A 26,839-nucleotide genomic window follows, 5' to 3' on the forward strand; every position below is an offset into this window, starting at 1 on the left:
AAAGACAAACGCTATTTATCTGCATGCATGGCGGTTTCCCGCCTTGTCGTCTTCCAGGTCAATTTTCGGATGGGTACGTCCATAAGCAGGGGCCCAAATCGCCAAGAGAATAATATTAAGAATAACCAATGAATGGTTTTCCATTGTCTCGAATAGCTTGCGCTCATTCGCTTTAATTTAATGTGAGTTATTTCATATCAGCGGGCGCTGTCTTCTTTATGTTACAAAAAAAGGCTACTTTTGTGATATTCAACAGACGTTCTGCTGATATCACAATCGTAGCCTTAGGCAAAAGCGGTGATTAACTTAACTCGCCATTTCTCGCTTTTGAGAAAGATACTTTATCCAACTCTTCGATGCAGAACTCGATTCAATATTATCTGCTTGCTTGGCGAAGATTATCGCTTTATCAAAGTTATCCAGCTTGTAATAGGCACGTACTTTGGCCAAGGCCACAGCTGCATCGTGCTTTTTGTCTGAGACCTTATCCAATTCGACAATCGCCTGTTGATAGTCGCCCTGCTGCAATAATAGTTGAGCGAGTTGCCATCGGTATTGGTTATCCAACTTCGCGGCTTGCTGCCAAACAGCGATGGACTTATCCCATTCTTTGGCAATTTGCCAATATTGCGCCTGCAAGACAACAAGCTCAACATCTGACTCAGCCCCTTCTAGCTGCGAATACAATATCGCAGCTATTTCAGGGATACCGCGCTGTGCATAAAGCTGAGCGAGGGTTTTTAAGTCTTGTTGGGAAAGCTCAACACCTTGCCTACGCGCCAACGCTAACGTATCCAATGCCGAGTTTGACTGGCCCAGACGCAATTGAATACCCGCTGTCTGTTGCCACCAAACCAATTTATTTGGCTCTAGTACAATCAACGCTTCCAGTGTTGGCAATGCCGCCTTCCACTGTTGTTGCTGTAGTTGGGCGCCTAACTGAATAGTCAGAGGCTGAACATCCATTTTTCCCGCATACTTTGCGTAAGTATTGATAGCCGATATCGTCTGTTTCCACTCAGAAACCTGATAATGCGATTGAGCAATTCGGAGCCACAACTCATCAGCTTTTTGGTTTTCAGGGATATGTTTACTTAACGCATAGTAATGCGGCAGCGCCTGTTTAAACTGTTCACTAGATAGCAAGATATCCGCGAGCATTCGCTGAGTAATCCAGGCTTGCTCATCTTGCAGCAATCCCGAATCAACGGCCTTGGTCAAATTCGATATCGCTTTCGTGGTGTTATCTTGCTGCCAATAAAATACACCCAGCATACGCTGAACGTAGGCTTTATCGTAATCACGTGACGGGTTCAACTCTTCCAGCAGCACAATCGCGTCACCGAGTTTCTCGTCCTGCTGAAGGTTATGGGCACGCTGCACTCTACCCGCTGTATACTGTGATAGCTCAGCAGATACCGCTTGCTCAGGGATAAGGCCAAGAGGAAGCGATAAAGCAGCAATTAATGTCAATTTTTTGATCATTTCTCTATCTTAAACTCCAATCTGACCGTTTGACCGACCTGAGCGATCGACTTGCCATCAACGACCTTAGGCTGGTACTTCCATTTTTTCAAAGCCCTCATGGCTTCACGTTCAAACAAACGACGAGGCTTGGCATCAAGTACACTGATATCTGTTGGACGTCCTTGTGGATCAATCGTAAATGACAAGACAACATACCCTTGAGCGCCCTGCTTCATCGCGCGAGCCGGGTATTTAGGCTCAACGCGATACAGCGGCATCGCTTGCTGGTTTGCACCGAAGTCAGAAAACGTTGGCACATTGATCGCTAAGCCGGATACAGACGCGTCTAGGTTAAGACTCGGCATTGATGGGCTCACCGTATTGGTCACTGCCTGATTAGACGCTTTAGGCATGGCCTTCGGTGGCGGTTCCGGTGTTTCTGGTTTCTCCGGCACAGCGCGTTGACGGCGCTGAGCATCACGCTCCTGTTCCACCATGACCATATCAAACGCTAGCAACTGCTTTTCGGCTTCAGGCCGATGGTTGCCGTTATCCACCATCCAAGCCATGAAGGTAAACAAACCTAACGCCATCAAAAAAGCCGCGGGAATTGCAATAAGTACACGCAGCATTAGCGCTTCTCCGCTGCCAGCGCTATTTTCTGTACACCCGCTCCTTTAGCGGCATCCATCACTCTGACAACCGTACCGTTATAAGCATGTTCATCAGCTTGGATCACCAAAGAGGCGTCAGGTTGTTCAAGCAGCAAATGCTCTAACGTCGCTTGAACACGCTCGACATCAACAACACGTTTGTCGATATACACATCGTTGGCTGAAGTAATAGCAATAAAGATACCGGCATCTTTTTGACTGACGACATTACTAGCTTGCGGGCGATTGACTTCAACACCAGACTCACGGACAAACGAGCTGGTTACAATGAAGAAAATCAACATGATAAATACAATATCCAGCATAGACGTCAGGTCTACCTGGGCATCTTCACGTGCTGAAGAAGGACGACTCAGTCTCATTACTGACTCCTCAATAATTTTTCTAACTTAATTTCGCGCTTGTGGCAGGACTTCGCTAAGCGGGAATGTACAAACATTCCCGATAGGGCTGCTACCATACCCGCCATTGTCGGTAATGTAGCAAGGGAAATCCCTGACGCCATCAACCTTGGTTGGCTACTGCCTTGAGTGGCCATCACATCAAATACCGAAATCATACCGGTAACGGTACCTAGCAGACCAAGCATTGGACAAATTGCTACAAGAACCTTAATCAGATTAAGGTTCTGATTTAGTGCAATGTGTGCTTGGCTTAACCAACCTTCTCGCATTGAGCGTGCATACCAAGATGAATGGTCATCCCTTGATTGCCATTGTTCCAACCAAAGCTGGCGCTGTTTTGGGTAGGTAATGAGCAGGTACAACACCCGCTCAATCACTAAAATCCAGCAAAACATCACTACCGCTGCCAACCACCAGAGCACCTGACCACCTTGGTTCATAAAGGTCTCTAGCGAGAATTTCCAAGCATCAAAGAATGAAGCTTGCACTAGCGGCACTTCATACAGATTGCTTTCCATTATGCGGTAATTCCTGCTTTTTCAGCTTGCTCAGCGACTAGGCTAATACCCTGCTTTTCAAGAATGGTGCGGATAGTTTCAGCCTGGGTGGTCAACATGTTATGGGCAAGAAGCAGAGGCATCGCCGCGACCAAGCCAAGGACGGTTGTCACCAGAGCCATAGAAATACCACCAGCCATTACAGTTGGATCACCATTACCGAACTGCGTGATCACCTGGAAGGTTTCGATCATACCGGTAACCGTACCCAATAAGCCCAACATCGGTGCAAGTGCCGCCAGAAGTTTAAGCATAGAAAGACCTTTCTCCAAACCTTGCTGCTCATCAACTATCGTTTCTAGCAGGCGAAGCTCCAGTGCTTCCACACTGCGGTTTTGCTCTTTGCTGTATACGCTGAGCACTCGACCCAATGGGTTATTGCCCGGGCTTTCAGGTGTTTTAAGCTGCTTTTTGATCTGTTGGCGAATCGCGAACAGTTTAGCGCCGCGGAAAAGACCGATGCTCAGACCAATAGCCAGTAGACCAAGGATGATCTTACCTACCACGCCACCATGCTCGATACGATCTTTAAGCTCTGGTGCATTGGCAAGTTGCTCCAGCATGATACCGCGTGACGGGTCAACAACCATTGACTGCATGCCACTTTGTGCAAGCTGTGAAAGCTGATTGCTTACTGGGCCGTTTTGCGGCTGCTTCAGGTATGGCTTGGCGTTTGCGCGTTTACCATCCCAAGCAAGGTATCCCTGCTCACCAATCAAACCGAGGCTACCTAAACGGTAAGCATCAACATTGGCACTTTTACCCTGACCATCAATGAATGGGACAGATACAGCACGCAATTCACGGCTCGCGGTAATTTGCTCTTCAAGGCCTTTCCACAAACCATTAAGTTCATCTAGCGACGGCAATGTTCTTGCTTCAACAATACTGTCGATAACGTTACGGTATTCGTTACGGTCAACGCCGGTAACCGAGAAACCCATTTCTGAGTCAAGATCTTTAGCCGCCTGACGAACGACGCCAAATAACTCGCCCAAGCTACCGGTTTCCAATCGAAGCTGTTCTTCAAGTTTCGCTAGTTCGTTTTCGTTTTTGCTGAAAGTCGTACTTAGCTGGTCTGTTTCAGCTTGAAGCTGCTGACGTTGCTTGAGTAGCGCATCACGCTGCGCTTTGAACTCTTGTTCAGTCATCTTGAAGCCCTGCTCACGCTCAGCATTATGTTGCTGCTGAACCTTCATCTCTTGGCGGGTATCTTGAACCAATGCAGTATTAGTAGAAACAACTTGGGCAGAAACAACAGGGACTGAAAATAGGCACAATGCTGCCACTAACGCTTTGATCTTCATCTTACTTCGTCTCCACGTTAACTGAAACTGGCAGGGTAATTAGACTTGGGGCTGCTTGCTTAGACGCAATGGCAAATGCCTTATTAATATCCGCGGCGTAGCTATGTTCAAGCGATTGCCACACCGACTCTTTTTCATTCCAAGTCCAATAGTGAGTGCCGTCAAGGCTGCGAGCAACAAGAGAAACACGGCCTAGGTAAAGCATATCCGCTTCAATCGCGCCCGTTTCAAGCGCCACCTGACCCTGATAGGTACCCATCTTGGTACCGTAATCAAGTTCGATTTGGTAGGCTTCTAAGATTCGGCGGTATTTTTCAGCATCGCTGATATCAGCCTGAACCATCATTTTTTCAAGCTTTTCAATACGTACTAAACGCTGCTCTTTGCGGGTCGGTTTATCCACTTCAACATTGTTTTTCAAACCGTTCAGCATGCTGTACATCAGAGGAACCACACCTTGACGGGTATCTTTAATCCCATCAATCTGCTGGTTAATACTCGCTTTCTCTTGGTTCTGGCTATCAACCAAGTTAGCAAGGTGATCACGATAAACCTGCAAGTTCTGTACTTCTTCTTGCAATTGCTCAATCTCGGCTTTCATCGACAACGTTGATTCCGCGCTACGATCAATCTTTTTCTGACTGCTCGCCGACGCTTTGTTCATCGAGCTTTCAAGATTTCGAGCTTCACCCAAAGTGCTGGCCTGGGCACCAGCTGTAAGACCAAACACCAATAGTGCTAGGCTAGTTTTCTTAATATTCATTTTAAAATCAATGCACTAATAAAAATTAAAAATCTTCAAATACTGAAGGCTATACCAAAAACAAATAAACTCACCGAGTGCTAGTCGATGAGTAGAATCAATATACATCAAATGAAAATCGATATCATTTGAATTTACATTAATTAATATAACGATAAAGGGGGAAGCACACGGCCCTCCCCCTTTATTAATCAATTAGTAACGTACTTGTAACGTCGCCATGTAGTTTCGACCTTCGCCTAGCGTTACGTTGGTATTATCGCCACCCATCATGTAATCAGTATCAAATACATTTTCTACATTGAATCGAGCAATAAAGTCTAGGTTCTGATCGTAGTGGATAGTATGTGATACACCCATATCTACCCGAGTGTACGCATCTTTCTTAAACGTGTTGGAGTCATCACCGTAGCGCTCGCCAACATACGTCAGACCAAGGTTAACATTAGTGTTGTTCTCAAACGCGTAACGAGACCACACTGTTGCACCGAACTCAGGCACATCTGCTGGACGGTTGCCCTGATATTTCTCGTGGCTCTTGTATTCTGCGTCTAGGTACATCGCATTACCGTGCAGAGAGAAGCGCTCTGTCAGGTAGCCTTGCATAGCGAACTCAGCACCACGGTGTACTTGCTCACCGCCTTGTGTTTTGGTGTAAGTGCCGTCAGAATTTTCGATATCAAGTGCAACATCTTCCAGTGCAATATCAAACACCGCACCAGTAACAAACAAACGCTCGTCAAACAGCTCCCACTTGGTACCCATTTCGTACTGCTTACCACTGCGAGGTTTCAAGTGCTCACCATCATTACGGTAAACTTTACCTCGACCACTTGTTACTTCGCCTTGTGGCTCAAAGCTCTCAGAGTACGATGCGTAGATAGAGCCGTTACTTCTTGGGTGATAAATCACCGCCACTTTAGGCGTAATTGCGTCTTCTACAATGTCACTGCCTTTGGTTTCTTCACGGTCATAACGTAATCCCGCCAAAGCTTGCCACTGATCATTGAACGTTACCATATCCTGGATATAGAAGCCGTAAGAGTCACGCTCCGTTGGGGTTTTAGGACCGGCATTTTGATAGTTCAAACCATCAGGCTTTTCCATTGGTTTGCCAACCTCAGCGGTAAGACCTTTAATCGAGTCCGTTTTGCCCAGATAGTAATAACCCAACCAGTTCGAGCCAACTAGCAGCTGGTGATCAACTCCAAGAGCTGTGAACTCACCAACAAAGTCCAAGTAGGCCGTATCATACTGCCAGTCATCTAGACGATCGTAGCCCTGATATTCAAATGTACCGGTTTCAGGGTTGTACGTTTCTGGCTTTGAAAAGCTTTCTGTATCGTGACGCAAGAAATTCTGGTGGTTGTAACTTGCTGAAAGGCGCCATACATCATTCAGTTGTGCGACAACATCAACACCGTAGTTTTCGACATTGTTTTCAATCTCTGACCACTGAGCATCCCAGATGTGCTCATTACCCAGAACAACCTGGCCATCTTTAACGTATGCGCCTGAGTCGACACTGCCCTTATCGCGGGTTTTATCATAATGCGCAGATACCGTTACATTGTCATTAACATCATAATCAACAAACAACCCACCAACAAAGCGTTCAGTTGATGGCGTGCTACCATCTGTGTAATGACGCCAGTTGTCATAGGTCTGCTGGGATACAACCGCACGGGCACGCAGTGTTTGCGCTTCGTTCAACGCCCCACTCACATCAACAACAGTACGTGATTCATTGTCCGAACCGATATCCTGGCTGACATTAACTTGCGTTTCGTATGTTGGTTTCTTTGAAACCATATTGATCAGGCCGCCCGGCGCAGATTTACCATATAGCAAGCCCGATGGCCCTTTAACAACCTCTACTCGCTCCAGCAGTTCGATCGGCTGGCGGTAATGAGACCAATGCTGCTTTCCGTCACGCAGGAAGCCACTACCACTTTGTATCTCAAAACCTCGCAACGAGTACGTCACGCGGTTACGTGTTTTGTCACCAATCGAGACGCTGGAATCGTTTTGCAGAACTTCATCTAGTGAACTTGCTCGCTGCTCGTCAATCAGTTGTTCATCGATAACCGATACTTGACCAGCTGTTTCAAGCTGACTCGCTTCAATACGCATAGCTGTTGTATTGGTATCTGCTTTGTAGCCATAGTCACGACCTGTTACGACCATGTGCTCATCGACATCAGTCGTGGCAGTGTGCTCTTGGGCATAGACAGCAGGCGCCGCTAGGATGGCACCAATAAGTAAAGTCAACTGACTTTTGTTAAACATATTCCGTTACTCCAAATCGTTTGAGATACAGCGCCTTGTTATTTATTTGCTATTAGGCGTCTTTGTTGTACCCACATGCATTTTTGTGCTGGGAGGAATATAAGTGATAACTATTACCATTTGCAGTTAATTTACATTCTTTGCATTCGTAAAGAAGTGTAAACTGGCGTCAAGCAGGTACCGCGGTGAGACATACGCTTTTTAAAAGCGAGCGCTATTCCTGCAAACCTTCGCCTTGCATTGAATGCGCTGACCCCCTCTGACTCCTGCACCTTGAGGTAACTTGGGTATAACGATACAGGAAATGTGTCATTTTCATGGCAGGCAGGTATAATGCGACGTTTTTTAAAAATTATCGGTACATGTGAAGTGACAGAAGTAAACCTAGATAACGTTCGTCAGCAACTGACAGCCCTTAACCTAAAAGCAGACAAAATGCGTATTGTCACCGTTTCTGCTATGGATGAGGATGTACTTGAATCGTGTACATCTAATGAGGGTGAATGTTTTTTTAACAGCTATATGAATGTCATCTACGGTAGAGGTGATCGCTACGTGCTTGGCTACCGCTGTAATGAAGAAGTGATTGATCATGCTATTATCCGTAAAGGCGATAAGTACTATGATCCAACACTACAAGCTGAAGGCGGCTTCAAAGAATATCAATACGCTATCATGACTGAATTCACTGTCTTCGACATGATGAAACATGCCAAAAGCAATAAAGATTTCCCGCCTGATGTAGACTACATTTTTAGCAAAGCCGGTAAATTCAAGAACGTTATCGATACTGAACGTCTAAAGAAATAACACTAAGCCCGATGTCTATCATCGGGCTTTTTTGTATGCCAAGTTACTTTGGATATATTACGCCTTTGGCAACTGAACCTTAACCCTGAATCCCCCAGGGTGGTTCTCTGCATCTACATTGCCATTCATGATAGTTGCCGCCTCCTTGACAATGGCAAGGCCCAATCCGTAGCCACCGAATTGTTTTTCACGTGACGACTGTATCCGGGTAAACGGATTAAATATTGACGCTAAATGTTTAGCTGATATCCCACTCCCTGAGTCCTCAACCCAAAGCTCGAGCCCTGCCCCTTTATCAGCCCTCACTGATACCCTGATTTGTGCTTGCTCTCCCGCATACTTAATGGCATTACCAATCAAGTTATTCAATATACGCAGTGTAAGGCAGGTATCTACCAGTGCTAACTGTTCAACGTTATCTCCCGTGAATCGTAGCGACTGCTTTCCGATTAAATTATGTTGCATCTTATCGACTTGCAGTACACAGAGGCTGGATAAATCCGTAGGAACAAGCCTTAATTGGTAGCTGGCATTTTCAAGCCTGCTGTACTCAAGGATCTCACTCACAAGCTCGTTCATCTCCGTTGATTCACGCGCAAGGCGATCTAACAGCCCATGATGCTCTTGAGGTAACTTTCTTCTCAGTAGGTGTAATGCCAGATCATGACGCGCTAACGGTGTTTTAAGCTCATGTGAAACATCTCTAATCAAGCATTTTTGCTTTTCTGACAAAGCATCTATTCGACGTGTCATATGGTCAAAGCTATTTGCCAGTGCGGCAAACTCAGTCACAGTATCACCGACTTCATGACTTACCCTTACCGAAAAGTCACCTTCAGCTAGACGATGGCTGGCACCTTGAAGCTTATTAAGTGGCTTTTGTAAATACCGAGCTAACAGCAAAGACAAGACACCTAATATCAAACCAGCTATCACCACCTTTATAATGGTGAAGTAATAGGTAAAGTAGCGTGCGGGGTGATGATTATGAGGGAACTGAATGACTAACGTATGACCGGTCTGCAATGGAATGGCAATAATAGGCTGATTGACCTCATTATCAAAAACCGTGTCAATGTCTCGGGCATATTGTAGCTTGAACTCGAAATGTGGGTGCATGTCTCTCCCACTGATAGCACTCTGATTATCGTCTAAGACAAATAAGTAATACTTCTGTCCCCGCTCCCAGTCAGCCAGTTCATCCATATCACCTTCATTGATATTGACCTCAGCCTGATACGCCAACTCAACCATTTCTGCTCGGATCTTATCCGGAATATGTAACAGCACCCGAATCATCGCTGCTTCAGCAAGATTCTGCAGCAAAAGAATAATAAAGAGACTGATAGCGAATGAAGAAAATAGCTTAAATGCTAATCCATCTCGATCACCAAGACTAAATGAAGATTTGATTCTGTGGATAACAATACGACTCATTACAAATAACGTAAAAATTTTTTGCTAGATTAACATATGATACGAGCAATATTCAGTCGTTTCGCCATTCCAAGCCGAAATGTGGCAAATAAGGCAACAAAGCATACTTTTTAACTAAATTTAGGTATCAAATTAACAAATTTAGTTTACACAACTGTCTTATTCGCAATGTATCATGTTTAATTACAGTTGCTATATTGGAAATATAAAAGGCAATACCAGTGCAAGGATGCAAGAGATGAAACGCTTCGCTATTTTGATATTTTGTTTAGCCATTTGGGGCTGTAGCTCAGGTATAAACCTGGATGTCCCAGACAGTATCGCTCATACAAACGCAGCTAAGGGATACCTCGCTGGTAGCCTGGGCGTCACAACAGAATGGCCGTCAACCGGTGAAGGTATCATCACGACCCTGCTTATCCGCCCTGTCGGCCAATCGGAGCAAATCGTCTTATCCACCCCCAGCACTAAGAAATCAGATTTCCAGTCAGACACAGACAAAGGTCAGATTTTTGTTACCGCTTTACCCGAAGGCCAATATGAAATTAATCAGGCTATATTCAAAGGGACTAACGGACGCAAAACGGTTCGTTCAAAATCGAATGACAACCTCGGCATTTTTTTCAACGTATCAGCTGACAAAGTGACCTATATTGGACAGTTCCTCACTTCAAGTTTGGTTGCGAAAAGCCAACTTTGGAATACCCCTTACCCCAGTGGGTTCGCTGTCGTTCATCATAGCTATGTTGCGGAAAGGGATCAGCCATTAATGACAGAGCGCTTCCCGGTAATAGAAGCACTCTCTTTTTATGAAGCTGAATTAGTAGGATATGAAGCAAATAAACTTGCCTCGAAGGTTATTGAGAATTGAAGAGTACCTAAGGGCTATTGAAAAGGGATTTCTACTTGGATAAACACATCTTCTAAGTTACGGTCATCATGCCAACGATAGTCAAACCTTAACCTCGGTGACTGGCCGTTTTCCCCTCCAATACCAAAACTCATTTGCAAGCCGTATTTTTTTATTAGCTCTTTGACTTCTTCCACATCCAGAAAATCATCGTCAGCAAACTTATCAGGCATCCAAACACCCAATCCATAAAAGCTTGATGATACATTCGAAGATAAAAATGGAGAGTCGAGTTGTCGAGCCCAGTTATCCCAAAAACTCTCTTTTGGTTGCTCTACCGTTCTCCATTCACTAATAGCCGGTGTCGGTGAAGTCTCGGTATGTCTATGAGTTTCATATATGTCGAGTGGAGAGCATTCAACGACAGAGTTACACGTCGAAGTATTAAAGTATATTGTTGAAAACAACAGCCCGGCAGATAAATTCAACACAATCATGATTACTACTTAAACGCACTCACTACAATACAACCAACACCCCAGAATGCTTACTTGGCATACCACTCATTATCACAAAGCATTTTAGCAACACTATTCGTTGTTAAATGTGATATTTCGCGACTATTGACAATGTCCTCACGAATTTGTGTACTCCGTACCTTCACGGTCTCCGGGCACGCAAGCACCTGCCAGCGCTGAGTGATTTCATCAGCCTTATAGAACTTGCCAAAGTGAAGAAAATTGTCAGGGCCTACGACGAAAGTCAGGTTTGCCTGTGGAAAATGTTTCTCGAAAGCTTCAAGCACAGCAAAAGTCGTAATGGCTTCATCCCCTATCGCGATATCTTTCTCCAACGTTGAAAGTTCGAGATTATCCTGTGACAAATCTTCAATAAAGGCTGTAACTAGTTCACAACGGGCATCGTAGTCTAGCATCTGTTTTCCCCAAGCATGACTGAAGCTCGGAAGTAGAATCACTTTATCAAAATGCGTTAAGCGTTCAATCACTGACTTATGGCCAAGACTCGGTGGGTTGAACGCACTACCGAAAATGGCAATTGATGCTGTCATGGCTGGAATGTCCTTTTTTTGTTCCGTTTTACTGATTATTTTACTTATTTAGCGTAAGAGGATTGATCCTTACATAGAGTTATCGCATATTTTGCAAAAGGTTTAATGCAATTCATCTTTTTTTTGCATTAAATAATGCTATATGGTTACAAACTGGGCAAGTCCCTGAGGATTGATTCATTATGGAACAGTTAATCCGCGACGAAATGCGCGTATTACCAGAAATTGATACGGACTTTGAAATAGAACGTCGAATTACGTTTATTCAGAAGAAACTCAAACAATCAGGATGTAAATCACTGGTCTTGGGTATCAGTGGCGGGGTTGATTCAACCACCCTTGGCCGCCTTGCACAACTCGCTGTTGAAGGCCTGAATACTGCCGATCAAACCAATGATTATCAATTCATTGCTGTACGTTTACCTTATGGCGAGCAAAAAGATGAAGATGAAGCGCAGCTAGCATTATCATTTATCAAGCCTAGTCATTCCGTCAGCGTGAACATCAAAGACGGCGTAGAAGGTACTCACGCGAATACACTAGTGGCGCTAGAGGGTACAGGCCTTATTCCTGAGTGTCAGGGTGCTATCGATTTCGTGAAAGGCAATGTTAAAGCCCGCACCCGAATGATCGCACAATACGAAATTGCCGGCTTAGTCGGCGGCCTTGTATTAGGTACTGACCACTCAGCAGAAAATATCACTGGGTTTTACACCAAGTTTGGTGATGGTGCTTGTGATCTTGCTCCGCTATTTGGCCTAAACAAGCGCCAAGTTCGCCAGGTAGCGGCAAAGCTTGGCGCACCAGAGCAACTCGTGGTTAAGGTACCGACTGCGGATCTTGAAGAACTTGCGCCGCAAAAAGCTGACGAAGACGCGCTCAACATCAGCTACGATCAAATTGATGATTTCCTAGAAGGCAAAGCTATTGAGCAGTCTGTTGCCGATCGCTTGGTTGGGATCTACAAGGCAACACAACACAAGCGCCAGCCGATCCCTACAATTTACGACGAAGAATAACAGACAGATTTCTATATCGTTATAAATTACAGAAATATAAAAAGGGCTCATTACTGAGCCCTTTTTTTATGATGCTTCGGAAAAACGTAATAGGTTATCGAGCTCCCACCAAATCGCTTCACAGAGTCCCTTACGATATACCGATTGCTTGAATGCTTGGTGCTCTTCTTGGTAGATCTGATAATAATGATGATTGCTATACAAGCTCGCCCTTACATTGGCTAGACGATCGCAAGCTTTAACGATTAAAGCAATTCTTGCCGCTTCTTCAACGGTGTCCAATGCCGCCAACCGCTGATTGACGTGATGCTTTCTTTCTTGCCGGTTTTCAAGCTTGTCATCGGTCATATAAGTGACCGCATCAGCAACAAGAAATCCGAAGTCGGCGACCAGCTCGTCTATCGATGTTTCAGTGTCTTCAAGTACGTCATGCAGCTGAGCTGCAATCATCGCATCAGTGCCAAACGGGCTGGCTAAGCGAGAAACTGCATCGAGATGGATATAATATGGAACGTCACCGTACATTTGTCCTTTGTGTTTGGCTCGGGCCAATGTACGAGCCTTGAGGTAACGGTTATTCATCCTTCCCTCCTTCATCTAAACCTGACAACGACCACACCCAAACAAAATAAGGCCAAGGTGAAAGCGAGGGTGCGATCCACTCTTTCAACGTTAGATTTTACTCAATTGGTAATAAACTAATGGGATTTATTGCACGATTTGATGAAAAAACGGGCGCCAAATGGCACCCGTTTCAAATATTCGTTTCAGGGATAAGACAAATTATTCCTGTTCGCTCTCCGAGTCCGCTTTTTTTGCTTCAGCTTCACGAATTGCATTGGCGACCATCATAATCGCTTCACCACTGCTGATCCCTTGAGCCATCAGCTCATGGATCTTATCAGCAGCTTCTTGTTGCTGTGCGTGAGTCAGTGTAGGACCGTTGTTAAGCATAATTCATCTTACCCGAAATAATTGAGCGCATAGTTTATTGACTTGCACAGGTGTTGTCACCTGATATTTAACCCGGTCGACCATCTACACGTGCTTTAGATAAGATCGGGAAATACACAACAGTGAAAATAGCAAAGGCCAATGCCCATAACCCTGCTGAAATAACATATGCCTGAATAGTCAGCATAGGTTGCAAAGCAATAAGCAATGTACGAGCGAGTGTCGCTAGCACCAAAGCAATGAAGGCAACCACTATGATCGGTTTAATTTGCAATGCCCGCCCGGTATGGCCCAAAGAGACACGGGCAATCATCGCTAGGATCATGCAGCCGATACCACCAACAGTCAGGGTATGGAGTGCAATACTATAACTCACACTTCCAAACAAGTAGTGGATGGCGAGCAACAACATCCCAATTACCATTGCTAAATAAGCAAAGTGCAGCAACCAAAGCAATGGCACACGGAGCGTTGATAGGCTACGCCAACGCATAAACCGAATAAGGTGCATAACCCCTGTAGCAACGAGCAACACGGGTAATGTCACTTCAGAAATATGGCTCGGTATTGGCAACAGTACGTTAATCAATAACAACCAACTTGGCACTAGAGCCCCAAGTTCCAACCATTTTATCCGTGTAATTTGTTCTGTCTGAGTTCCACGCCAAGTAAAAAATGGGATCACCCTACCCCCAACAACTAGGACGATAACACTGATCACCATAACCGTAGCAAACGAGGCTGTGCGTAATGGAATGTCACTCATCCCCAACGCGATAAGATGAAACAAAGCGTTAAGTGCCGTCATCAGTACAATTAAAGGTGCAAAAAACAAATTGTTCCATTGCCGACGAATAATAATTGGGTGAGCAAGAAATCCTGCCGCCAAAGGCATCCACACTAGATCTACAATCATCCAGATGATGTTGGGTGTACTTGAGAACATCCCCAGCCGGGCTACCAGCCAAAATGCAAAAATAACCGCTAGTTTCCAGCCTCTTACACCAGGGTTACCGGTCCAGTTTTGCACGGCGGTCAACAGAAAGCCGACAATAATCGCGCCTGTGAAGCCAAACAGCATTTCATGACTATGCCACCAAACAGGATTGCTATACATATAGCTTGCCAAAGAAACATTTCCGGCCCAGAAAAGCCCCCACAGCAGCATCGAGACAACAGACAGCATACTGGCTGCTAAGAAAAAAGGACGGAATGCTAAGCGAAACAACGGCAGTATTTTTTGCTCTTTTTCGCTATCTAGGATTTGCATCATGGTTTCATTACCCACTTTAAACATGCATAAATAATACACCTTTAAAGTTGCAATGAAAATACATCTTTTAGAATAAATTAAAGATGTATTTAATTATCTATATAATCATAGCCTTAATGTATGAATTACATTTCTGAATGTTCTACAGGCCTAGTAATACTTTGAATATCGCGAATTGCAATTTCCCCTTGCCAGCGACTTTGAACAATACCGACGCTCAACCAGTACCGTCCTTGAGGCAGATCAAAATCAGGCAGTGTCGTTGGGAGCTTACCATCAACATTCTCCGTCCAAAGCGGGGTCCACGATGTATCATTGAGATCGTAGATATTCATTGAGAGTACAGGTGACGGGCATGCTTTATCGGGAAGGCCATTCTTTTCAATTCGCCAGTTTTGGCTATCAACCCACCCAATACGCTGTATACCCAAAGGGCGAGTTAGCAGTACCCAGGTTTTGTAGCTTTCTTCACCATCTGCACTGATGATCATCTGGTACAACCCTTCACTGCTCGCTTTTTCTAACCTTTTGGTTTCGAGTGAAAAATAGCCTCCCTCCCCCCTTTTAGGGGTTGCAGAAAGCACTGACTGCTCAGGCCAGCGAATGAAATCGATGTTAGTGATCCGCTGTTCAGATGTACCTGTAATTACCAAACGGGGCAAAACTTGGTTTTGATTCTGCACCATTTCGCGCTGGATAACTAAGCTCGATAGCCAAGGCGGCAAAGCTGTTGCGTCAAGGCTACGCCCGCAATCTTCAGTGATCGCAAGCTGTAACAAGTTATTGAGGTTGTTTTGATATTCAATATTGGGCGATTGCTGCCAAGCTTGCACCATCGCACCAAAACTCTCATTGGTTTTACCCTCGAGTAACTTTTGGTGGGCCATGGTAATCACATCCTGTGACACAAACCAATTGGCTAAGGCATTCGGCGCCCAAAGCGCCGAATGCAAAATCAATAGTGAACAGGTAACGGAAAAGTTGGACATCCGACTTACGCAGACTTCATTCGGTAACCGACACCACGCAATGTCTCGATCTCAATGCCTGGCAGTTTTTGACGCAACTGTAGTATATGCGTATCGACAGTCCGCGTCGTTGGGTAATGATTATATCCCCAAACCTGATCAAGCAACTCATCACGTGTAAACACACGGCCAGCATTTTTAGCCAAGAATACCAATAACTCAAATTCAGTACGCGTCAAAGTGACAGCGTCACCTGATTGATTAACTTCGCGACTATCCAAGTCGATCATGATATCGCCTACGGTCACCGTATTACTTGGCACCGCTTCAGGGGCGCCAGAACGAAGATGAAGACGAATTCGCGCCAGCAGCTCTTCTTCCGCAAACGGCTTGGTAAGGTAATCTTTGGCACCCGAGTCAAGTCCAATCACTTTGTCGGTAACAGAAACCATAGCAGTCAGCAAGATCACTGGCACTTGTTTTATCTTCAACCAATCACTCAGGTAGCTGAGGGAGTCCCCTTCAGGTAATTGACGGTCAAGCACGACCAAATCTGCATGAGCCCAGTGCTCAGCAACGTTAGACGCGCAATCAGCATAGAGGCAGTGGTAACCAGCCCCTCTTAAGCTCTCGAGTAAACCATCAGCAAGGTTGCGGTCATCTTCAACCAGAAGCAGAGTTTGATTCACACGGTATCTCCAATATAAAAGTTGTCGGAGGGCCAACTAACTTCATTCGCCCTCCCATTCTTCGGATCATCGATTCTACGATTGTCAGCCCAAGCCCTAGTCCGCGCTCGCTGACGAATGGCTTTCTTAATCTTGCCCAGTCTTTAGCACCGAGCTGGCCGTTATCTGAAACGCTAACAATAAGTTTTCCGTTCGAATACGATGATGTTAATTTTACAGGCTTAACGCCATACTTGTGGGCATTAGACAACAGATTGTCGATACAAGTGCCCAGCCAATATATATTTACATCTACAGGGCGATCCTCAGCAAGCTCCAGTGTAACTTCATACGGCTCACTCAGGTACTCAACCCATTCATTAAACGAATCAACATGTTGTACACTTAGCTCTTGTTGATTCGCTTGTAAGTAATCTTTACTTGCCTCTGCAAGTTGTCTTAGACGCCTAGAATCCTCGGTCAAACGCCTAAACTCATCATATAGGGTTTCTGGTAGCGCATCAAAATGTCTGCGAAATCCTTCCACAGTCATCGCCAAGCTTGCGATGGGTGTTCGCAATTCATGGGTGAGTATTTGAAGGACCAACATACGCTCCTGCATTGCCCTGCGGCGGATGCGCCACCGATAAAACCCCCAACCAAACAATAAGCCTATGTTGATCACCAACAAGCCTACCAAAAGGTAGAAAGTCAGATGCGATTTATCTTCTTCTTCCCAACAGATATTGCCGCTTTTCAGTATACAAAAGCTGGTTGTATTCAATCGAGTGAAGTTCACATCAAACTGACTGAGGACCGGCGACCATCTAGGTTGGTCATACACATGATACTCATTGCCATTACGAATCCAAAGTTCACCATTTGAAATAAAAGCTTCTGCACCAGCAATATAAACCTGTATCTCATCTCGGCTCATTCGCTGTAAGCGGCCCAAAGCAGTATTCGTCGGCGCTAAATCTCGTTCTTGAATATGGAGGAAATTCCCCAGCTTTTCTTCAAGACTTGGATGCTTGATCAAGTATCTTGACGCATAACTTCCACCACCGGGGTGAATATAACCAGCCCTCGCAAACCAGCCAATAGGCAAGATCGTGTTGTTACAAATCGCACGCGTAAAAACCAACGGCTGAGTCAACAACGGTGTAACAGGCCAAGGTCCCTTACAGGACAACGAACTGTTATATAAACGCTGTAATGATTTCAGCGGATACGTTGCTGATTGCGGTAACAACGAAGACGGTAACAACAACTGCGTAGGGAATTGGCCCTGTAGCTTTCTGAAATCATAAGTCGCAACTGAATCACTGGCTAATAGATCTGCCCGAACGCCGTTTAAGCGCTCGGGTAAATTTTCTGCTGACGCAGTATTGGTGCCGACAAACAGCAGTGAGAACAGTAAGACGAATTTTTTCATACGAGAAGTCTATCACCCCACTTTCTCTATTTGTCAGGGCTTTGTCATTAGCCTGATGGATAAATGTGCACTCAAATCATGTAAACATTCCACATAGAAGAACGGCAGTTACATGTAATAACTTAATCTTATCGTTATTTTGTCCAAACTAACAAACAATTATAGCTGTCGATGATATTCAACTAGGCGGTTTTGTTCTTGATATATATACCCAAGCAGCTTGAAGCCACTTGGGTATATAAAAAGAAAGGGAGCACTAGGCTCCCTTGCTGCTATCAATAGATTGTAACGACTCTTAAATTAGATATGCTCAAGGATCTTATTACAAGACTCTTTTGCATCTCCGAATAGCATCTGCGAGTTTTCTTTGAAGAACAATGGGTTCTGAACACCCGCATAACCCGTATTCATCGAACGCTTAAATACGATAACATGTTTGGCGTTCCATACTTCCAATACTGGCATACCAGCAATTGGGCTGTTCGGGTCTTCCATTGCAGCAGGGTTAACCGTGTCGTTAGCACCGATAACCAAGACAACATCCGTTTCACCGAAGTCATCGTTGATTTCGTCCATTTCCAACACAATATCATACGGCACTTTAGCTTCAGCAAGAAGAACGTTCATATGACCCGGCAAACGACCCGCAACGGGGTGAATACCGAAACGTACGTCCACACCTTTTTTACGCAGCTTATCGGTGATCTCATGCACAGGGTACTGAGCCTGAGCAACGGCCATACCATATCCTGGAGTGATAACGACAGAACGTGCATCTTTCAGCATTTCAGCGACTTCTTCAGCAGATGCCTCTTGGTGCTCACCATGGTCAACATCTTCTGTCGGTGCCGCACCATCGCTACCAAATCCACCAGCAATAACACTGATAAATGAACGGTTCATGGCTTTACACATAATGTAAGACAGAATTGCACCAGAAGAACCCACCAAGGCGCCCGTTACGATCAGTAAGTCATTCGCGAGCATAAAGCCTGCCGCTGCTGCTGCCCAACCCGAGTACGAGTTCAGCATTGAAACAACAACGGGCATATCCGCGCCACCGATAGAAGCAACTAAATGGTATCCAAAAGCAAAAGCAATCAAGGTCACAACAATCAGTGCGAATATCGAACCTTCTGCTTTAACAAACATCACCATGAGTAAGAACGACACAACAATTGCTGCAAGGTTTAACTTGTGACGATGTGGCAACATGAGTGCTTTAGATGACATTGACCCGCTTAGTTTACCGAAAGCCACGACGGAACCGGTAAATGTTACCGCACCAATAAACACACCAAGGAAAACTTCAACCAAATGGATATTTAACAGTGCCCCTGTTAATTCACCGTGATCGAGATAAGTATTGAAACCCACCAGTACGGCTGCCATACCCACAAAACTGTGTAGGATGGCCACCAGCTCAGGCATCTGGGTCATTTCAACTTTTTTAGCGTAATAGATACCAATTGCGCCACCAATGATCATGGCGAGAATGACCCAGCCAGTACCTTGAGCATCGGGGCCGAAGATCGTTGCAATTAAAGCGATTGCCATACCGGCAATACCGTAATAGTTACCAGCACGTGCAGTTTCTTGCTTAGAAAGACCCGCCAACGACATGATAAATAGTACCGCAGCAACAATGTATGCCGCTTGTACGATTCCTGCAGACATGTGTTACTCCTTATTTATCTTTACGGAACATTTCAAGCATGCGCTTGGTAACGGTGAATCCACCGAAGATATTGATACTCGCGATTAAGACGGCAATAAACGAAAGGAAAGTGACCACTCCTATCCCTTGCCCAATCTGCAGCAATGCACCAACGATAATAATGCCAGAAATGGCATTAGTTACTGACATCAACGGTGTATGAAGAGCATGGGTAACATTCCATACCACGTAATAGCCTACAACACAGGCTAAAACGAATACCGTAAAGTGGGAAAGGAACTCTGCGGGTGCATAGTTAGCTAACCAACCAAACGCGGCAATACCTGCAGCCATTAAGCCGTACTTTTTAATCGGCGAGGACGGTTCTTCTACTTTTTCAGCAGGAGCCTGAACAGGTTGGGCTTGCTGCTGGGGCGCAGCAGAAACTTTGATCGGTGGCGCAGGCCAGGTAATCTCGCCTTCTTTGATCACGGTTAAACCACGTAATACTTCATCATCAAAGTCGATATCAATATTACCGTCTTTTTCTTTACACAGAAGCTTTACAAGGTTGACGAGGTTTGTACCGTAAAGTTGTGAAGATTGAGTAGGAAGACGACCAACCATGTCGGTATAGCCAATAATCTTCACACCATTATCAGTGGTGATAACTTTATCAGCCTCGGTATAGGCACAGTTACCGCCGTTTGCCGCAGCAAGGTCAACAATCACACTCCCCGCCTTCATTGAGTCAACCATTTCTTTGGTGATCAACTTAGGTGCAGGACGGCCAGGGATAAGAGCGGTAGTTATAATAATATCGACGTCTTTCGCTTGCTCTGCGTATAGGCGCTCAGCTGCTTTGTTAAACTCGTCTGACATCTCTTTAGCGTAACCATCGCCCGTTGAAGTGTCTTCTTTATAATCCACTTCTAAGAACTCAGCGCCCATTGATTCGACTTGTTCTTTTACTTCAGGTCGCACATCAAAAGCGCGAACGATAGCACCCAAGCTACCTGCAGCACCGATAGCGGCAAGGCCGGCAACACCTGCCCCCGCCACGAGTACTTTAGCTGGTGGAACTTTACCCGCCGCAGTGATCTGGCCGGTAAAGAAGCGACCAAACTCATGTGCAGATTCAACAACAGCACGATAACCCGCGATGTTAGCCATCGAACTCAACGCATCCAATGCCTGAGCACGAGAGATACGAGGAACCGAGTCCATCGCCATCACATTGATATTTTTGGTAGACAGTTTTTCAAGTAGTTCAGCGTTTTGAGCAGGCCAAATGAAGCTAACAATACTAGCGCCATCTTTCATCAGCTCAAGCTCATCAACCCCTGTTTTCTCATTAACTTGAGGAGCATTCACTTTAAAAATCAAGTCAGAAGACCAAACATCTTCTGTTGACACGATTGTCGCCCCTGCAGCTTCAAAAGCAGCGTCATCAAAACTAGCAAGAATACCCGCATTTGTCTCAACAGCGACGCTGAACCCCATTTTTAACAGCTGATCAACCGTTTTCGGCGTCGCAGCTACTCGCGTTTCATTGGCGAGTATTTCCTTAGGTACACCAATTTGCATTATTAATCCCTAAATTACGGCAAATAAGTAACAATTTTTTATCCAACCACGAGCATAATATCAAGCAATTTGTAGTCGAAATACAAAATTTAATTACATAAGCATTGTTATACATAACAAATGTTACCTTCTAACAGTAAGAAAATAACGTTTACAACACCTGGACAGAGGTCAAACCACAAATAAAGTTAATAATGCATGCACTCAACAATACATAAATCACTAACTTTTCTTAATTTGACTTCATAAACATCCATTATCAGCAATCTGAATAGTGTTTTTGTTGTTTAAAACATCGGGGAAATGAGGTTAGTCCGTTGAAGAGTATAAAAACAAACATCTTTCCCTGATGAGTGTTGCACTACATACATTCGTTGCAGCTCTCTCTACCTTTTGGAAATACCTGCTAGTGGTAGAGGTAACTAGCAGGCCAGAAGAAAAAGGTTAACCGAACATCTTGTCGCCAGTTTGATCGATAAACATTTTTGCTTTATTTACCATGAAAGACTCAGCATCTGCTTTGGAAGATAACAAATCAGATCGGACAAACATGTGCGTTTTCACTTCATCTCCAAAATGTTTGCAAATACGACCAGCAATACGGAACTGCCCCCCTTCAGCCTTCGGCTCTGGGTAAATCAAATAGCCCTCGTACTCAATCGGTTCCACATTAGCCGCTTTCGTTTCTTGTTTGCTAAATCCAAATAACTTTGAGAAGAATCCCACTTCAATTATCTCCAAAAATCGCTCTGATACAGTGACATGATGCCATAATCTAATAAAAAAGTATGAAAGCAAGATTAAATTCTTGGATATCTGTTCTTTTACCGCTAATCCTGCTGGTAATGAAAACCTAAAACAGTTTCACGGTATAATATTTTGCACAGCATTCAGATAAGCTTGGATAATCTCTTTAAACATGGAGTGACTTAACGACAGGAACAAAAAAGCGCCGGAAGACCAGCGCTTTAGTATTCTTTCTATCAGTGACTTAACGGTACATGCCGATATCTTTTTGAATGTGTACCGGTAGGTCTGAAACGTTGTATTGCTTTGATACTCCTTTACGACCAAATACAATATCAAATGCGTGTGCAATCAATCCTTTGAAAGTTACCGCATAGGCTTTTTGGTCCATTGCGTCTGGGGTTGCGATGGTGTCAAAATTCATTGCCTGTGCCATGATTGCCTCTCGTTAGTATTTTTAATCAACTACAATTATTTTATGCTGATTAGATTACAACCAAAAGTGACAATATTTCCACAAAAGGATTAGTTTTTGTAATGCGTTAAATAACTGTTAACCCAACAATCCCCCGCCTGAAAAATCATGTTGAGTTTGTGAATAAACAAACGTTAATTGAATAATTTTTGCTTATTGACCGATTCTCTTGCACATCAGTCGCTTTTCCCGTAACAATAAATCAACACGCAGTTATTATGGAATTTTGCGATGCTGTCCTTTATCTCCAAACATTCATCGGTATTACTTATAGTGGCAACCTTAGCTGGTTTTATTTGGCCTGAGGCTTCACTAGTTGTCTTTCCGGTTTTGCCTTATGTATTGTTCTTTCTCATGCTATTCACTCTTCTTGGCATCGAACAAAAGGCCTTACTGAAGGTATTGAAAGAGAAAAACTGTTGGATTTACACGCTACTACATAGCGTCGTGATGACGGTGATATCATGTTCACTCGCAGCCTTATTCGGTGCTTCTGACTCTTTGTTAATATCAATTGCCGCCGTCTCTGCTACAGGCTCTTTATTCGCTACACCTGCAATTGCGCGCTCAATTGGGCTAAATGCATTGACAGCAATGGCAATGACGATAACAACCACACTTTTAATGCCAGTCGTTCTTTACGTAAACCTGCTTATATTCCAGGATGATGAGTTTTCATTGGACATTACTAGCTACCTCATCCGTTTGGTTGTTTTCATCGCTTGTCCTATGGCATTTTCTGCGTTGGTTTATCACTTTGTACCTCGGCCTACCTTAACAAGGGTGCACGGCAAGCTATCTCAGGTCACCATTATTTTAGTGTTTACGTTTCCGTTTGGTCTTGTTGGTCCATTAAGAGAAGCGTTTGATAGCAGCCCTTCACTTGCAATAAACTACATTTTTATCTCTTTTTGTCTGTGCTTCTTATTTTTTATTTCCTGCATTCTTGTTTACCTTCGCCAAGGCAAAGATGTCGCACTACTGGCCGCTATCACTTCATCAAACCGGAATGTACTATTAACCTTTACCGTCGCTGGTACCTATTTAGGTCCAGAGTTTCTGATACTGCTCGGCGCGCTACAAATTCCAACTTACGCCCTACCTTTATTTGTCAGGTGGATAAACAACTACATTACAACTCGCCATCTTTCACCTCAAACCAACAACACAGAATAACATTGGGTGTGAAATCGAATGCCTGATGTCAAAATTATCAAATAAATAGGTCTAACCATCTTGCACGCCATTTTTGTTTTCCTTATAGTGCAAATGAATTCTCAGGGCGGGGCGAAATTCCCCACCGGCGGTAGTCCTTATTAGGAAAGCCCGCGAGCGCTTATTTCTTGATTTTTCAAGTCATAAGGTCAGCAGATCTGGTACAAAAAGGCAGCGCCTTTCCAGTCCAGAGCCGACGGTTAGAGTCCGGATGAAAGAGGATCTCAGTACAGTACTTGTCTATCAAACGGACAAGGATCTTTTATGCAGTGTTGCCACTTCACAGTGGCGCTGTGTATTTTTTCTTGCCAGTTACTTGTGTGACTGTGCTTGCTGACTTTCCATGCCCTGATTCTGGTAAATATTAATTTTAGGAGTTTCTTACCATGAATCAGTCTCTACTTACCCCATTTGGCTCTGCATTTGAACGTGTTGAAGCTGGTCTCGAAGCTATCCGTCAAGGTCGCGGTGTGTTGGTTGTTGACGATGAAGATCGTGAAAACGAAGGTGATATCATTTTTGCTGCGGAAACATTAACCAGCGAGCAAATGGCACTGATGATCCGTGAGTGTTCTGGCATTGTTTGCCTGTGCTTAACTGACGAGCGCGTTAAACAACTAGAACTACCTATGATGGTCGAAAACAACACGAGTGCGAACCAAACTGGCTTCACGGTTACAATCGAAGCGGCCAAAGGTGTGACAACGGGTGTTTCCGCCGCTGATCGCGTAACAACGATCCAAGCAGCAATCGCCGATAATGCCGTTCCTGCGGATCTCAGTCGCCCTGGCCACGTTTTCCCATTGAAGGCTAACCCAGAAGGTGTATTAGCTCGACGCGGCCATACCGAAGCAACGGTCGATCTAATGCGCTTATCGGGAATGAAGCCTTACGGTGTACTGTGCGAACTGACAAACCCTGACGGTACAATGGCACGTCTTCCAGAAGTCATTGAGTTCGGCAAAATTCACAATATGCCAGTGCTGACCATTGAAGATCTCGCTGCTTACCGCTTGTCGAAGGAAGTCGCTAACTCTGAATCTGTTGAGACGTTAACGGCTTAATTAACAGACTCAGATAGCCGCCTTATAAAACTGCCGGGTATTAATAATGCTCGGCAATATATTTCCTGCCTTACATCCCTGCCGATGGCATAAAATGTATCAGTAAACCCCACGCGGATATCCACCCCACTATCATAGCTACATCACCCCAGTCTTTATTCATCCCTGACTCCAGATTTACTCAGTGCTAATTCACAAAATAAGACTCAGCAATTATGACCACAAAGATCCCATAACATTCACCAGCCTTAATAAAGCTGTAACGAATATCTCATTATCAACAAAAACGTATTTATTAAATAAAAAAATCCGGTAGATGAACTACCGGATTTATACAATTTCAGTACATGTTATCTAGGCAACATGTTCTTGTTCACAGCCGCACGGTATAAAGTTAATCATTGTCTGCTCAAACGCACCAAAGGACTCTCGGTTTCTTGCGTACTCTTCAAAGGCGTCAGCCATCGTTATATTCAATGGAATAGGCTCAACCTTGGTGTTTAAAAGCGCACCATAGCCCTCTTTTCCTGTTGCCGTGTATCCAGAAGAAACTGACAAGTAAACTGAAGCCTCTTGGATATCCTCCCAAGCACCGTTTCTATACAGTTGTAACGCCTCAATCCTCTCTCCTTTCGGTGCACAGCAACGGTAGGTATATTTCAAACGAGACGTATAGGGGAAGCTGCCACTTCCCGTGCCTTCAACACCGTTATCAATGGCATTATTAATGGCCCCTTCAAGTGCAGCTCGCAATTGTTTACCACTGACTTCATAAACCATTAGCCCTATTGCAAATGGCAACAGGCGGCCTGATATATCTGCAGCAGTGATCGGCCCGGCGTGCAATGAAGCTCTGACCCCGCCCGCGTTATGAATACCGAAGTCCACAGCATACCCACGCTGTCGTGAAGACCAAACGAAGCTGTCAACCACGAGGGGCGCTATTTGACTCGGTCCTTTTTGGTCTGGAACCCGAATATGGCGTAGTGGCTCTGTCAACACCGCCACTTTTTTGGTCTGAAGTTCTCTAACAGCTGGCCGGTAATGTTGGTTTAGCAAGTTTTCTATATGCGGATCTTTGACACAAAAGCGGATATTCTCTTGTGCATAAAGGTAGTCTTTCACCATTTGGTGAGTAGAATCGTCTAAATGCTCACTCCGGCTGGCATCAACGGTGAATTGCCTGCCTAGCAATAATTGATTTTTACCTGCCACTTTCGCAATCGACCCGTCTGCATTGAAGTCGAGTTCGAGTTGTCCCAGCGCTAACGCATTACAACCCGCCTGAACCACACAGGTGCCGTTGATTTGTACCGCATACTCATCAGAAACACTAAAACCAATATTGCTAAAGTCGCCTTGCATCGTATGGGTGTGCCCACCAATGATCGCGCCAATACCGTCAATCTGCCCCGCCAACTCCAAATCTCGCTCATAGCCGAGATGGCTGAGGACAACAATTTTATTGATCCCCGCACGACGTATAGCATTAACCGTTCTCTGTGCCACCAGCGTGACATTGAGGAACTGGGTGTCTGGGTCTGGATTGGCGATACCTGACATGTTTTCAATCGCTAAGCCAAACATGGCGACTGGCTCGCCATCAACCTCTTTAACGAGGTACTTAGCATGGTCGTTTACGTTGTCGTAGGCCAATACATTGGGTTTAGGCAACAGAGGGTTGGGCTTATCCTGATGCTCTTTAGACAAATCCCAGTTTCCTGCCAGCAGCGGGAAATGGGTAAGATCCATGAAGTCAGCAACCATCTGGTTGCCCATATCAAGCTCATGGTTTCCCAGCGCCATCGCCTCTATTTGTATCGCATTAAGCAGTTCTGCGTTCGCGGTGCCTTTGTACAGTGAAAAGAATAATGTACCTTGGAAGCAATCACCCGCGTGAACAAACATAAATTCACGGCCTTGTAACAGCGCCTGTTTCTTTACCTCTCTCACCGCAGAAGATACCCGAGAGAAACCACCACAACTCGCAAACACCGACATTGGCGACTCTGCCGTATCCAGAGGGATCTGCAAAGCGATGGTCGATGGCTCAAAATGTGAGTGGGTATCATTAATGTGGGCAATAGTTATCTTTGCCGAGCGATGATGTTGTGTCATAAAGCGTTGTTGGCCTCCACAGATAGGGAAAC

General features: G+C 44.8%; 26 protein-coding genes and 1 riboswitch. Of the genes, 5 read left to right on the plus strand and 21 right to left on the minus strand.

Annotation, left to right across the window (positions count from 1 at the left end; genetic code table 11):
- Positions 1-306 precede the first annotated feature (306 nt).
- From L4D79_RS03935 to L4D79_RS03965, 7 genes are all read right to left on the minus strand, one after another.
- Positions 307-1,485, minus strand: a complete 1,179-nt coding sequence (locus L4D79_RS03935; protein ID WP_428647653.1) for a tetratricopeptide repeat protein — start codon at positions 1,483-1,485, stop codon at positions 307-309.
- On the minus strand, positions 1,482-2,099 hold the full coding sequence (locus L4D79_RS03940; protein WP_428647655.1) for an energy transducer TonB: 618 nt from the start codon (positions 2,097-2,099) through the stop codon (positions 1,482-1,484). Before L4D79_RS03940 ends, L4D79_RS03935 begins: the two co-directional genes overlap by 4 nt.
- Positions 2,099-2,503 (minus strand): ExbD/TolR family protein, encoded by a 405-nt coding sequence (locus L4D79_RS03945; RefSeq protein WP_428647658.1) that lies wholly within the window; start codon positions 2,501-2,503, stop codon positions 2,099-2,101. The genes L4D79_RS03940 and L4D79_RS03945 overlap by 1 nt, the downstream gene beginning before the upstream one ends.
- Positions 2,503-3,063 (minus strand): MotA/TolQ/ExbB proton channel family protein, encoded by a 561-nt coding sequence (locus L4D79_RS03950; RefSeq protein ID WP_428647660.1) that lies wholly within the window; start codon positions 3,061-3,063, stop codon positions 2,503-2,505. Before L4D79_RS03950 ends, L4D79_RS03945 begins: the two co-directional genes overlap by 1 nt.
- Positions 3,063-4,409 carry a MotA/TolQ/ExbB proton channel family protein gene (locus L4D79_RS03955; RefSeq protein WP_428647663.1) on the minus strand — a complete coding sequence of 449 codons (1,347 nt, stop codon included), beginning with the start codon at positions 4,407-4,409 and terminating at the stop codon, positions 3,063-3,065. Before L4D79_RS03955 ends, L4D79_RS03950 begins: the two co-directional genes overlap by 1 nt.
- Before the next feature lies 1 nt (position 4,410).
- A complete protein-coding gene (locus L4D79_RS03960) occupies positions 4,411-5,172 on the minus strand; it encodes a DUF3450 domain-containing protein (RefSeq protein ID WP_428647666.1) in 762 nt (253 codons plus the stop codon).
- Positions 5,173-5,367: 195 nt separating this feature from the next.
- The gene (locus tag L4D79_RS03965) at positions 5,368-7,461 is read right to left on the minus strand and encodes a TonB-dependent siderophore receptor (RefSeq protein WP_428647668.1); all 2,094 of its coding nucleotides are present in this window, start codon (positions 7,459-7,461) and stop codon (positions 5,368-5,370) included.
- A 333-nt stretch (positions 7,462-7,794) separates the two neighbouring features.
- Here L4D79_RS03965 and L4D79_RS03970 point away from each other — a divergent pair, with 333 nt between their 5' ends.
- On the plus strand, positions 7,795-8,271 hold the full coding sequence (locus tag L4D79_RS03970) for a hypothetical protein (protein WP_428647670.1): 477 nt from the start codon (positions 7,795-7,797) through the stop codon (positions 8,269-8,271).
- 57 nt (positions 8,272-8,328) lie between these two features.
- Here the strand turns inward: L4D79_RS03970 and L4D79_RS03975 are convergent, their stop codons facing one another.
- Positions 8,329-9,708, minus strand: a complete 1,380-nt coding sequence (locus L4D79_RS03975) for a histidine kinase sensor domain-containing protein (protein ID WP_428647673.1) — start codon at positions 9,706-9,708, stop codon at positions 8,329-8,331.
- Positions 9,709-9,937: 229 nt separating this feature from the next.
- Here L4D79_RS03975 and L4D79_RS03980 point away from each other — a divergent pair, with 229 nt between their 5' ends.
- Positions 9,938-10,579, plus strand: coding sequence for a hypothetical protein (locus L4D79_RS03980; protein WP_428647676.1), 642 nt, complete (start codon positions 9,938-9,940; stop codon positions 10,577-10,579).
- A 14-nt stretch (positions 10,580-10,593) separates the two neighbouring features.
- On the opposite strand, the gene L4D79_RS03985 is transcribed toward L4D79_RS03980, so the two are convergent.
- Both L4D79_RS03985 and L4D79_RS03990 read right to left on the minus strand, forming a co-directional pair.
- Entirely contained in the window at positions 10,594-11,055 is a 462-nt protein-coding gene (locus tag L4D79_RS03985) for a hypothetical protein (RefSeq protein ID WP_428647678.1), read from the minus strand.
- Between the two features lie 50 nt (positions 11,056-11,105).
- A complete protein-coding gene (locus tag L4D79_RS03990) occupies positions 11,106-11,627 on the minus strand; it encodes a nicotinate-nicotinamide nucleotide adenylyltransferase (protein WP_428647681.1) in 522 nt (173 codons plus the stop codon).
- A gap of 182 nt (positions 11,628-11,809) precedes the next feature.
- On the opposite strand from L4D79_RS03990, the gene nadE reads away from it, so the two are divergent.
- Complete coding sequence (nadE, locus tag L4D79_RS03995; RefSeq protein ID WP_428647684.1) at positions 11,810-12,646, plus strand: NAD(+) synthase; 837 nt, start codon at positions 11,810-11,812, stop codon at positions 12,644-12,646.
- Between the two features lie 66 nt (positions 12,647-12,712).
- On the opposite strand, the gene L4D79_RS04000 is transcribed toward nadE, so the two are convergent.
- From L4D79_RS04000 to L4D79_RS04045, 10 genes are all read right to left on the minus strand, one after another.
- Positions 12,713-13,228, minus strand: a complete 516-nt coding sequence (locus L4D79_RS04000; RefSeq protein WP_428647687.1) for an HD domain-containing protein — start codon at positions 13,226-13,228, stop codon at positions 12,713-12,715.
- 201 nt (positions 13,229-13,429) lie between these two features.
- Complete coding sequence (locus L4D79_RS04005; protein WP_428647690.1) at positions 13,430-13,600, minus strand: YoaH family protein; 171 nt, start codon at positions 13,598-13,600, stop codon at positions 13,430-13,432.
- 67 nt (positions 13,601-13,667) lie between these two features.
- Positions 13,668-14,897 carry an NnrS family protein gene (locus tag L4D79_RS04010; protein WP_428647692.1) on the minus strand — a complete coding sequence of 410 codons (1,230 nt, stop codon included), beginning with the start codon at positions 14,895-14,897 and terminating at the stop codon, positions 13,668-13,670.
- Between the two features lie 101 nt (positions 14,898-14,998).
- Entirely contained in the window at positions 14,999-15,862 is an 864-nt protein-coding gene (locus L4D79_RS04015; protein WP_428647695.1) for a DUF2861 family protein, read from the minus strand.
- 5 nt (positions 15,863-15,867) lie between these two features.
- The gene (locus L4D79_RS04020) at positions 15,868-16,530 is read right to left on the minus strand and encodes a response regulator transcription factor (protein ID WP_428647697.1); all 663 of its coding nucleotides are present in this window, start codon (positions 16,528-16,530) and stop codon (positions 15,868-15,870) included.
- Positions 16,505-17,944, minus strand: a complete 1,440-nt coding sequence (gene vxrA / locus L4D79_RS04025; protein WP_428647699.1) for a sensor histidine kinase VxrA — start codon at positions 17,942-17,944, stop codon at positions 16,505-16,507. The genes L4D79_RS04020 and vxrA overlap by 26 nt, the downstream gene beginning before the upstream one ends.
- Positions 17,945-18,244: 300 nt before the next feature.
- Positions 18,245-19,621 (minus strand): Re/Si-specific NAD(P)(+) transhydrogenase subunit beta, encoded by a 1,377-nt coding sequence (gene pntB / locus L4D79_RS04030; RefSeq protein ID WP_428647702.1) that lies wholly within the window; start codon positions 19,619-19,621, stop codon positions 18,245-18,247.
- Between the two features lie 10 nt (positions 19,622-19,631).
- Positions 19,632-21,188, minus strand: coding sequence for a Re/Si-specific NAD(P)(+) transhydrogenase subunit alpha (pntA, locus tag L4D79_RS04035; RefSeq protein ID WP_428647705.1), 1,557 nt, complete (start codon positions 21,186-21,188; stop codon positions 19,632-19,634).
- A gap of 444 nt (positions 21,189-21,632) precedes the next feature.
- Positions 21,633-21,914, minus strand: coding sequence for an HlyU family transcriptional regulator (locus L4D79_RS04040; protein ID WP_428651699.1), 282 nt, complete (start codon positions 21,912-21,914; stop codon positions 21,633-21,635).
- A gap of 265 nt (positions 21,915-22,179) precedes the next feature.
- Positions 22,180-22,371 carry a hypothetical protein gene (locus L4D79_RS04045; protein ID WP_428647707.1) on the minus strand — a complete coding sequence of 64 codons (192 nt, stop codon included), beginning with the start codon at positions 22,369-22,371 and terminating at the stop codon, positions 22,180-22,182.
- 270 nt (positions 22,372-22,641) lie between these two features.
- Here L4D79_RS04045 and L4D79_RS04050 point away from each other — a divergent pair, with 270 nt between their 5' ends.
- Both L4D79_RS04050 and ribB read left to right on the plus strand, forming a co-directional pair.
- Positions 22,642-23,586, plus strand: coding sequence for a hypothetical protein (locus L4D79_RS04050; RefSeq protein ID WP_428647710.1), 945 nt, complete (start codon positions 22,642-22,644; stop codon positions 23,584-23,586).
- A 93-nt stretch (positions 23,587-23,679) separates the two neighbouring features.
- Positions 23,680-23,852, plus strand: a riboswitch (FMN riboswitch).
- 159 nt (positions 23,853-24,011) lie between these two features.
- A complete protein-coding gene (ribB, locus tag L4D79_RS04055; protein WP_428647713.1) occupies positions 24,012-24,689 on the plus strand; it encodes a 3,4-dihydroxy-2-butanone-4-phosphate synthase in 678 nt (225 codons plus the stop codon).
- Positions 24,690-25,043: 354 nt separating this feature from the next.
- Here the strand turns inward: ribB and L4D79_RS04060 are convergent, their stop codons facing one another.
- Entirely contained in the window at positions 25,044-26,807 is a 1,764-nt protein-coding gene (locus tag L4D79_RS04060) for a bifunctional metallophosphatase/5'-nucleotidase (RefSeq protein WP_428647715.1), read from the minus strand.
- Between the last annotated feature and the right edge of the window lie 32 nt (positions 26,808-26,839).

The sequence above is a fragment of the Photobacterium satsumensis genome, from assembly GCF_050336935.1.
Taxonomy (GTDB): Bacteria; Pseudomonadota; Gammaproteobacteria; order Enterobacterales; family Vibrionaceae; genus Photobacterium; species Photobacterium satsumensis.

Bases quoted from the DNA above. Each gene is read 5' to 3' on its own strand.
- L4D79_RS03935 (WP_428647653.1), bottom strand. From the start codon at position 1,485: ATGATCAAAAAATTGACATTAATTGCTGCTTTATCGCTTCCTCTTGGC.
- L4D79_RS03940 (WP_428647655.1), bottom strand. From the start codon at position 2,099: ATGCTGCGTGTACTTATTGCAATTCCCGCGGCTTTTTTGATGGCGTTA.
- L4D79_RS03945 (WP_428647658.1), bottom strand. From the start codon at position 2,503: ATGAGACTGAGTCGTCCTTCTTCAGCACGTGAAGATGCCCAGGTAGAC.
- L4D79_RS03950 (WP_428647660.1), bottom strand. From the start codon at position 3,063: ATGGAAAGCAATCTGTATGAAGTGCCGCTAGTGCAAGCTTCATTCTTT.
- L4D79_RS03955 (WP_428647663.1), bottom strand. From the start codon at position 4,409: ATGAAGATCAAAGCGTTAGTGGCAGCATTGTGCCTATTTTCAGTCCCT.
- L4D79_RS03960 (WP_428647666.1), bottom strand. From the start codon at position 5,172: ATGAATATTAAGAAAACTAGCCTAGCACTATTGGTGTTTGGTCTTACA.
- L4D79_RS03965 (WP_428647668.1), bottom strand. From the start codon at position 7,461: ATGTTTAACAAAAGTCAGTTGACTTTACTTATTGGTGCCATCCTAGCG.
- L4D79_RS03970 (WP_428647670.1), top strand. From the start codon at position 7,795: ATGCGACGTTTTTTAAAAATTATCGGTACATGTGAAGTGACAGAAGTA.
- L4D79_RS03975 (WP_428647673.1), bottom strand. From the start codon at position 9,708: ATGAGTCGTATTGTTATCCACAGAATCAAATCTTCATTTAGTCTTGGT.
- L4D79_RS03980 (WP_428647676.1), top strand. From the start codon at position 9,938: ATGCAAGAGATGAAACGCTTCGCTATTTTGATATTTTGTTTAGCCATT.
- L4D79_RS03985 (WP_428647678.1), bottom strand. From the start codon at position 11,055: ATGATTGTGTTGAATTTATCTGCCGGGCTGTTGTTTTCAACAATATAC.
- L4D79_RS03990 (WP_428647681.1), bottom strand. From the start codon at position 11,627: ATGACAGCATCAATTGCCATTTTCGGTAGTGCGTTCAACCCACCGAGT.
- nadE (WP_428647684.1), top strand. From the start codon at position 11,810: ATGGAACAGTTAATCCGCGACGAAATGCGCGTATTACCAGAAATTGAT.
- L4D79_RS04000 (WP_428647687.1), bottom strand. From the start codon at position 13,228: ATGAATAACCGTTACCTCAAGGCTCGTACATTGGCCCGAGCCAAACAC.
- L4D79_RS04005 (WP_428647690.1), bottom strand. From the start codon at position 13,600: ATGCTTAACAACGGTCCTACACTGACTCACGCACAGCAACAAGAAGCT.
- L4D79_RS04010 (WP_428647692.1), bottom strand. From the start codon at position 14,897: ATGTTTAAAGTGGGTAATGAAACCATGATGCAAATCCTAGATAGCGAA.
- L4D79_RS04015 (WP_428647695.1), bottom strand. From the start codon at position 15,862: ATGTCCAACTTTTCCGTTACCTGTTCACTATTGATTTTGCATTCGGCG.
- vxrA (WP_428647699.1), bottom strand. From the start codon at position 17,944: ATGAAAAAATTCGTCTTACTGTTCTCACTGCTGTTTGTCGGCACCAAT.
- pntB (WP_428647702.1), bottom strand. From the start codon at position 19,621: ATGTCTGCAGGAATCGTACAAGCGGCATACATTGTTGCTGCGGTACTA.
- pntA (WP_428647705.1), bottom strand. From the start codon at position 21,188: ATGCAAATTGGTGTACCTAAGGAAATACTCGCCAATGAAACGCGAGTA.
- L4D79_RS04045 (WP_428647707.1), bottom strand. From the start codon at position 22,371: ATGGCACAGGCAATGAATTTTGACACCATCGCAACCCCAGACGCAATG.
- L4D79_RS04050 (WP_428647710.1), top strand. From the start codon at position 22,642: ATGCTGTCCTTTATCTCCAAACATTCATCGGTATTACTTATAGTGGCA.
- ribB (WP_428647713.1), top strand. From the start codon at position 24,012: ATGAATCAGTCTCTACTTACCCCATTTGGCTCTGCATTTGAACGTGTT.
- L4D79_RS04060 (WP_428647715.1), bottom strand. From the start codon at position 26,807: ATGACACAACATCATCGCTCGGCAAAGATAACTATTGCCCACATTAAT.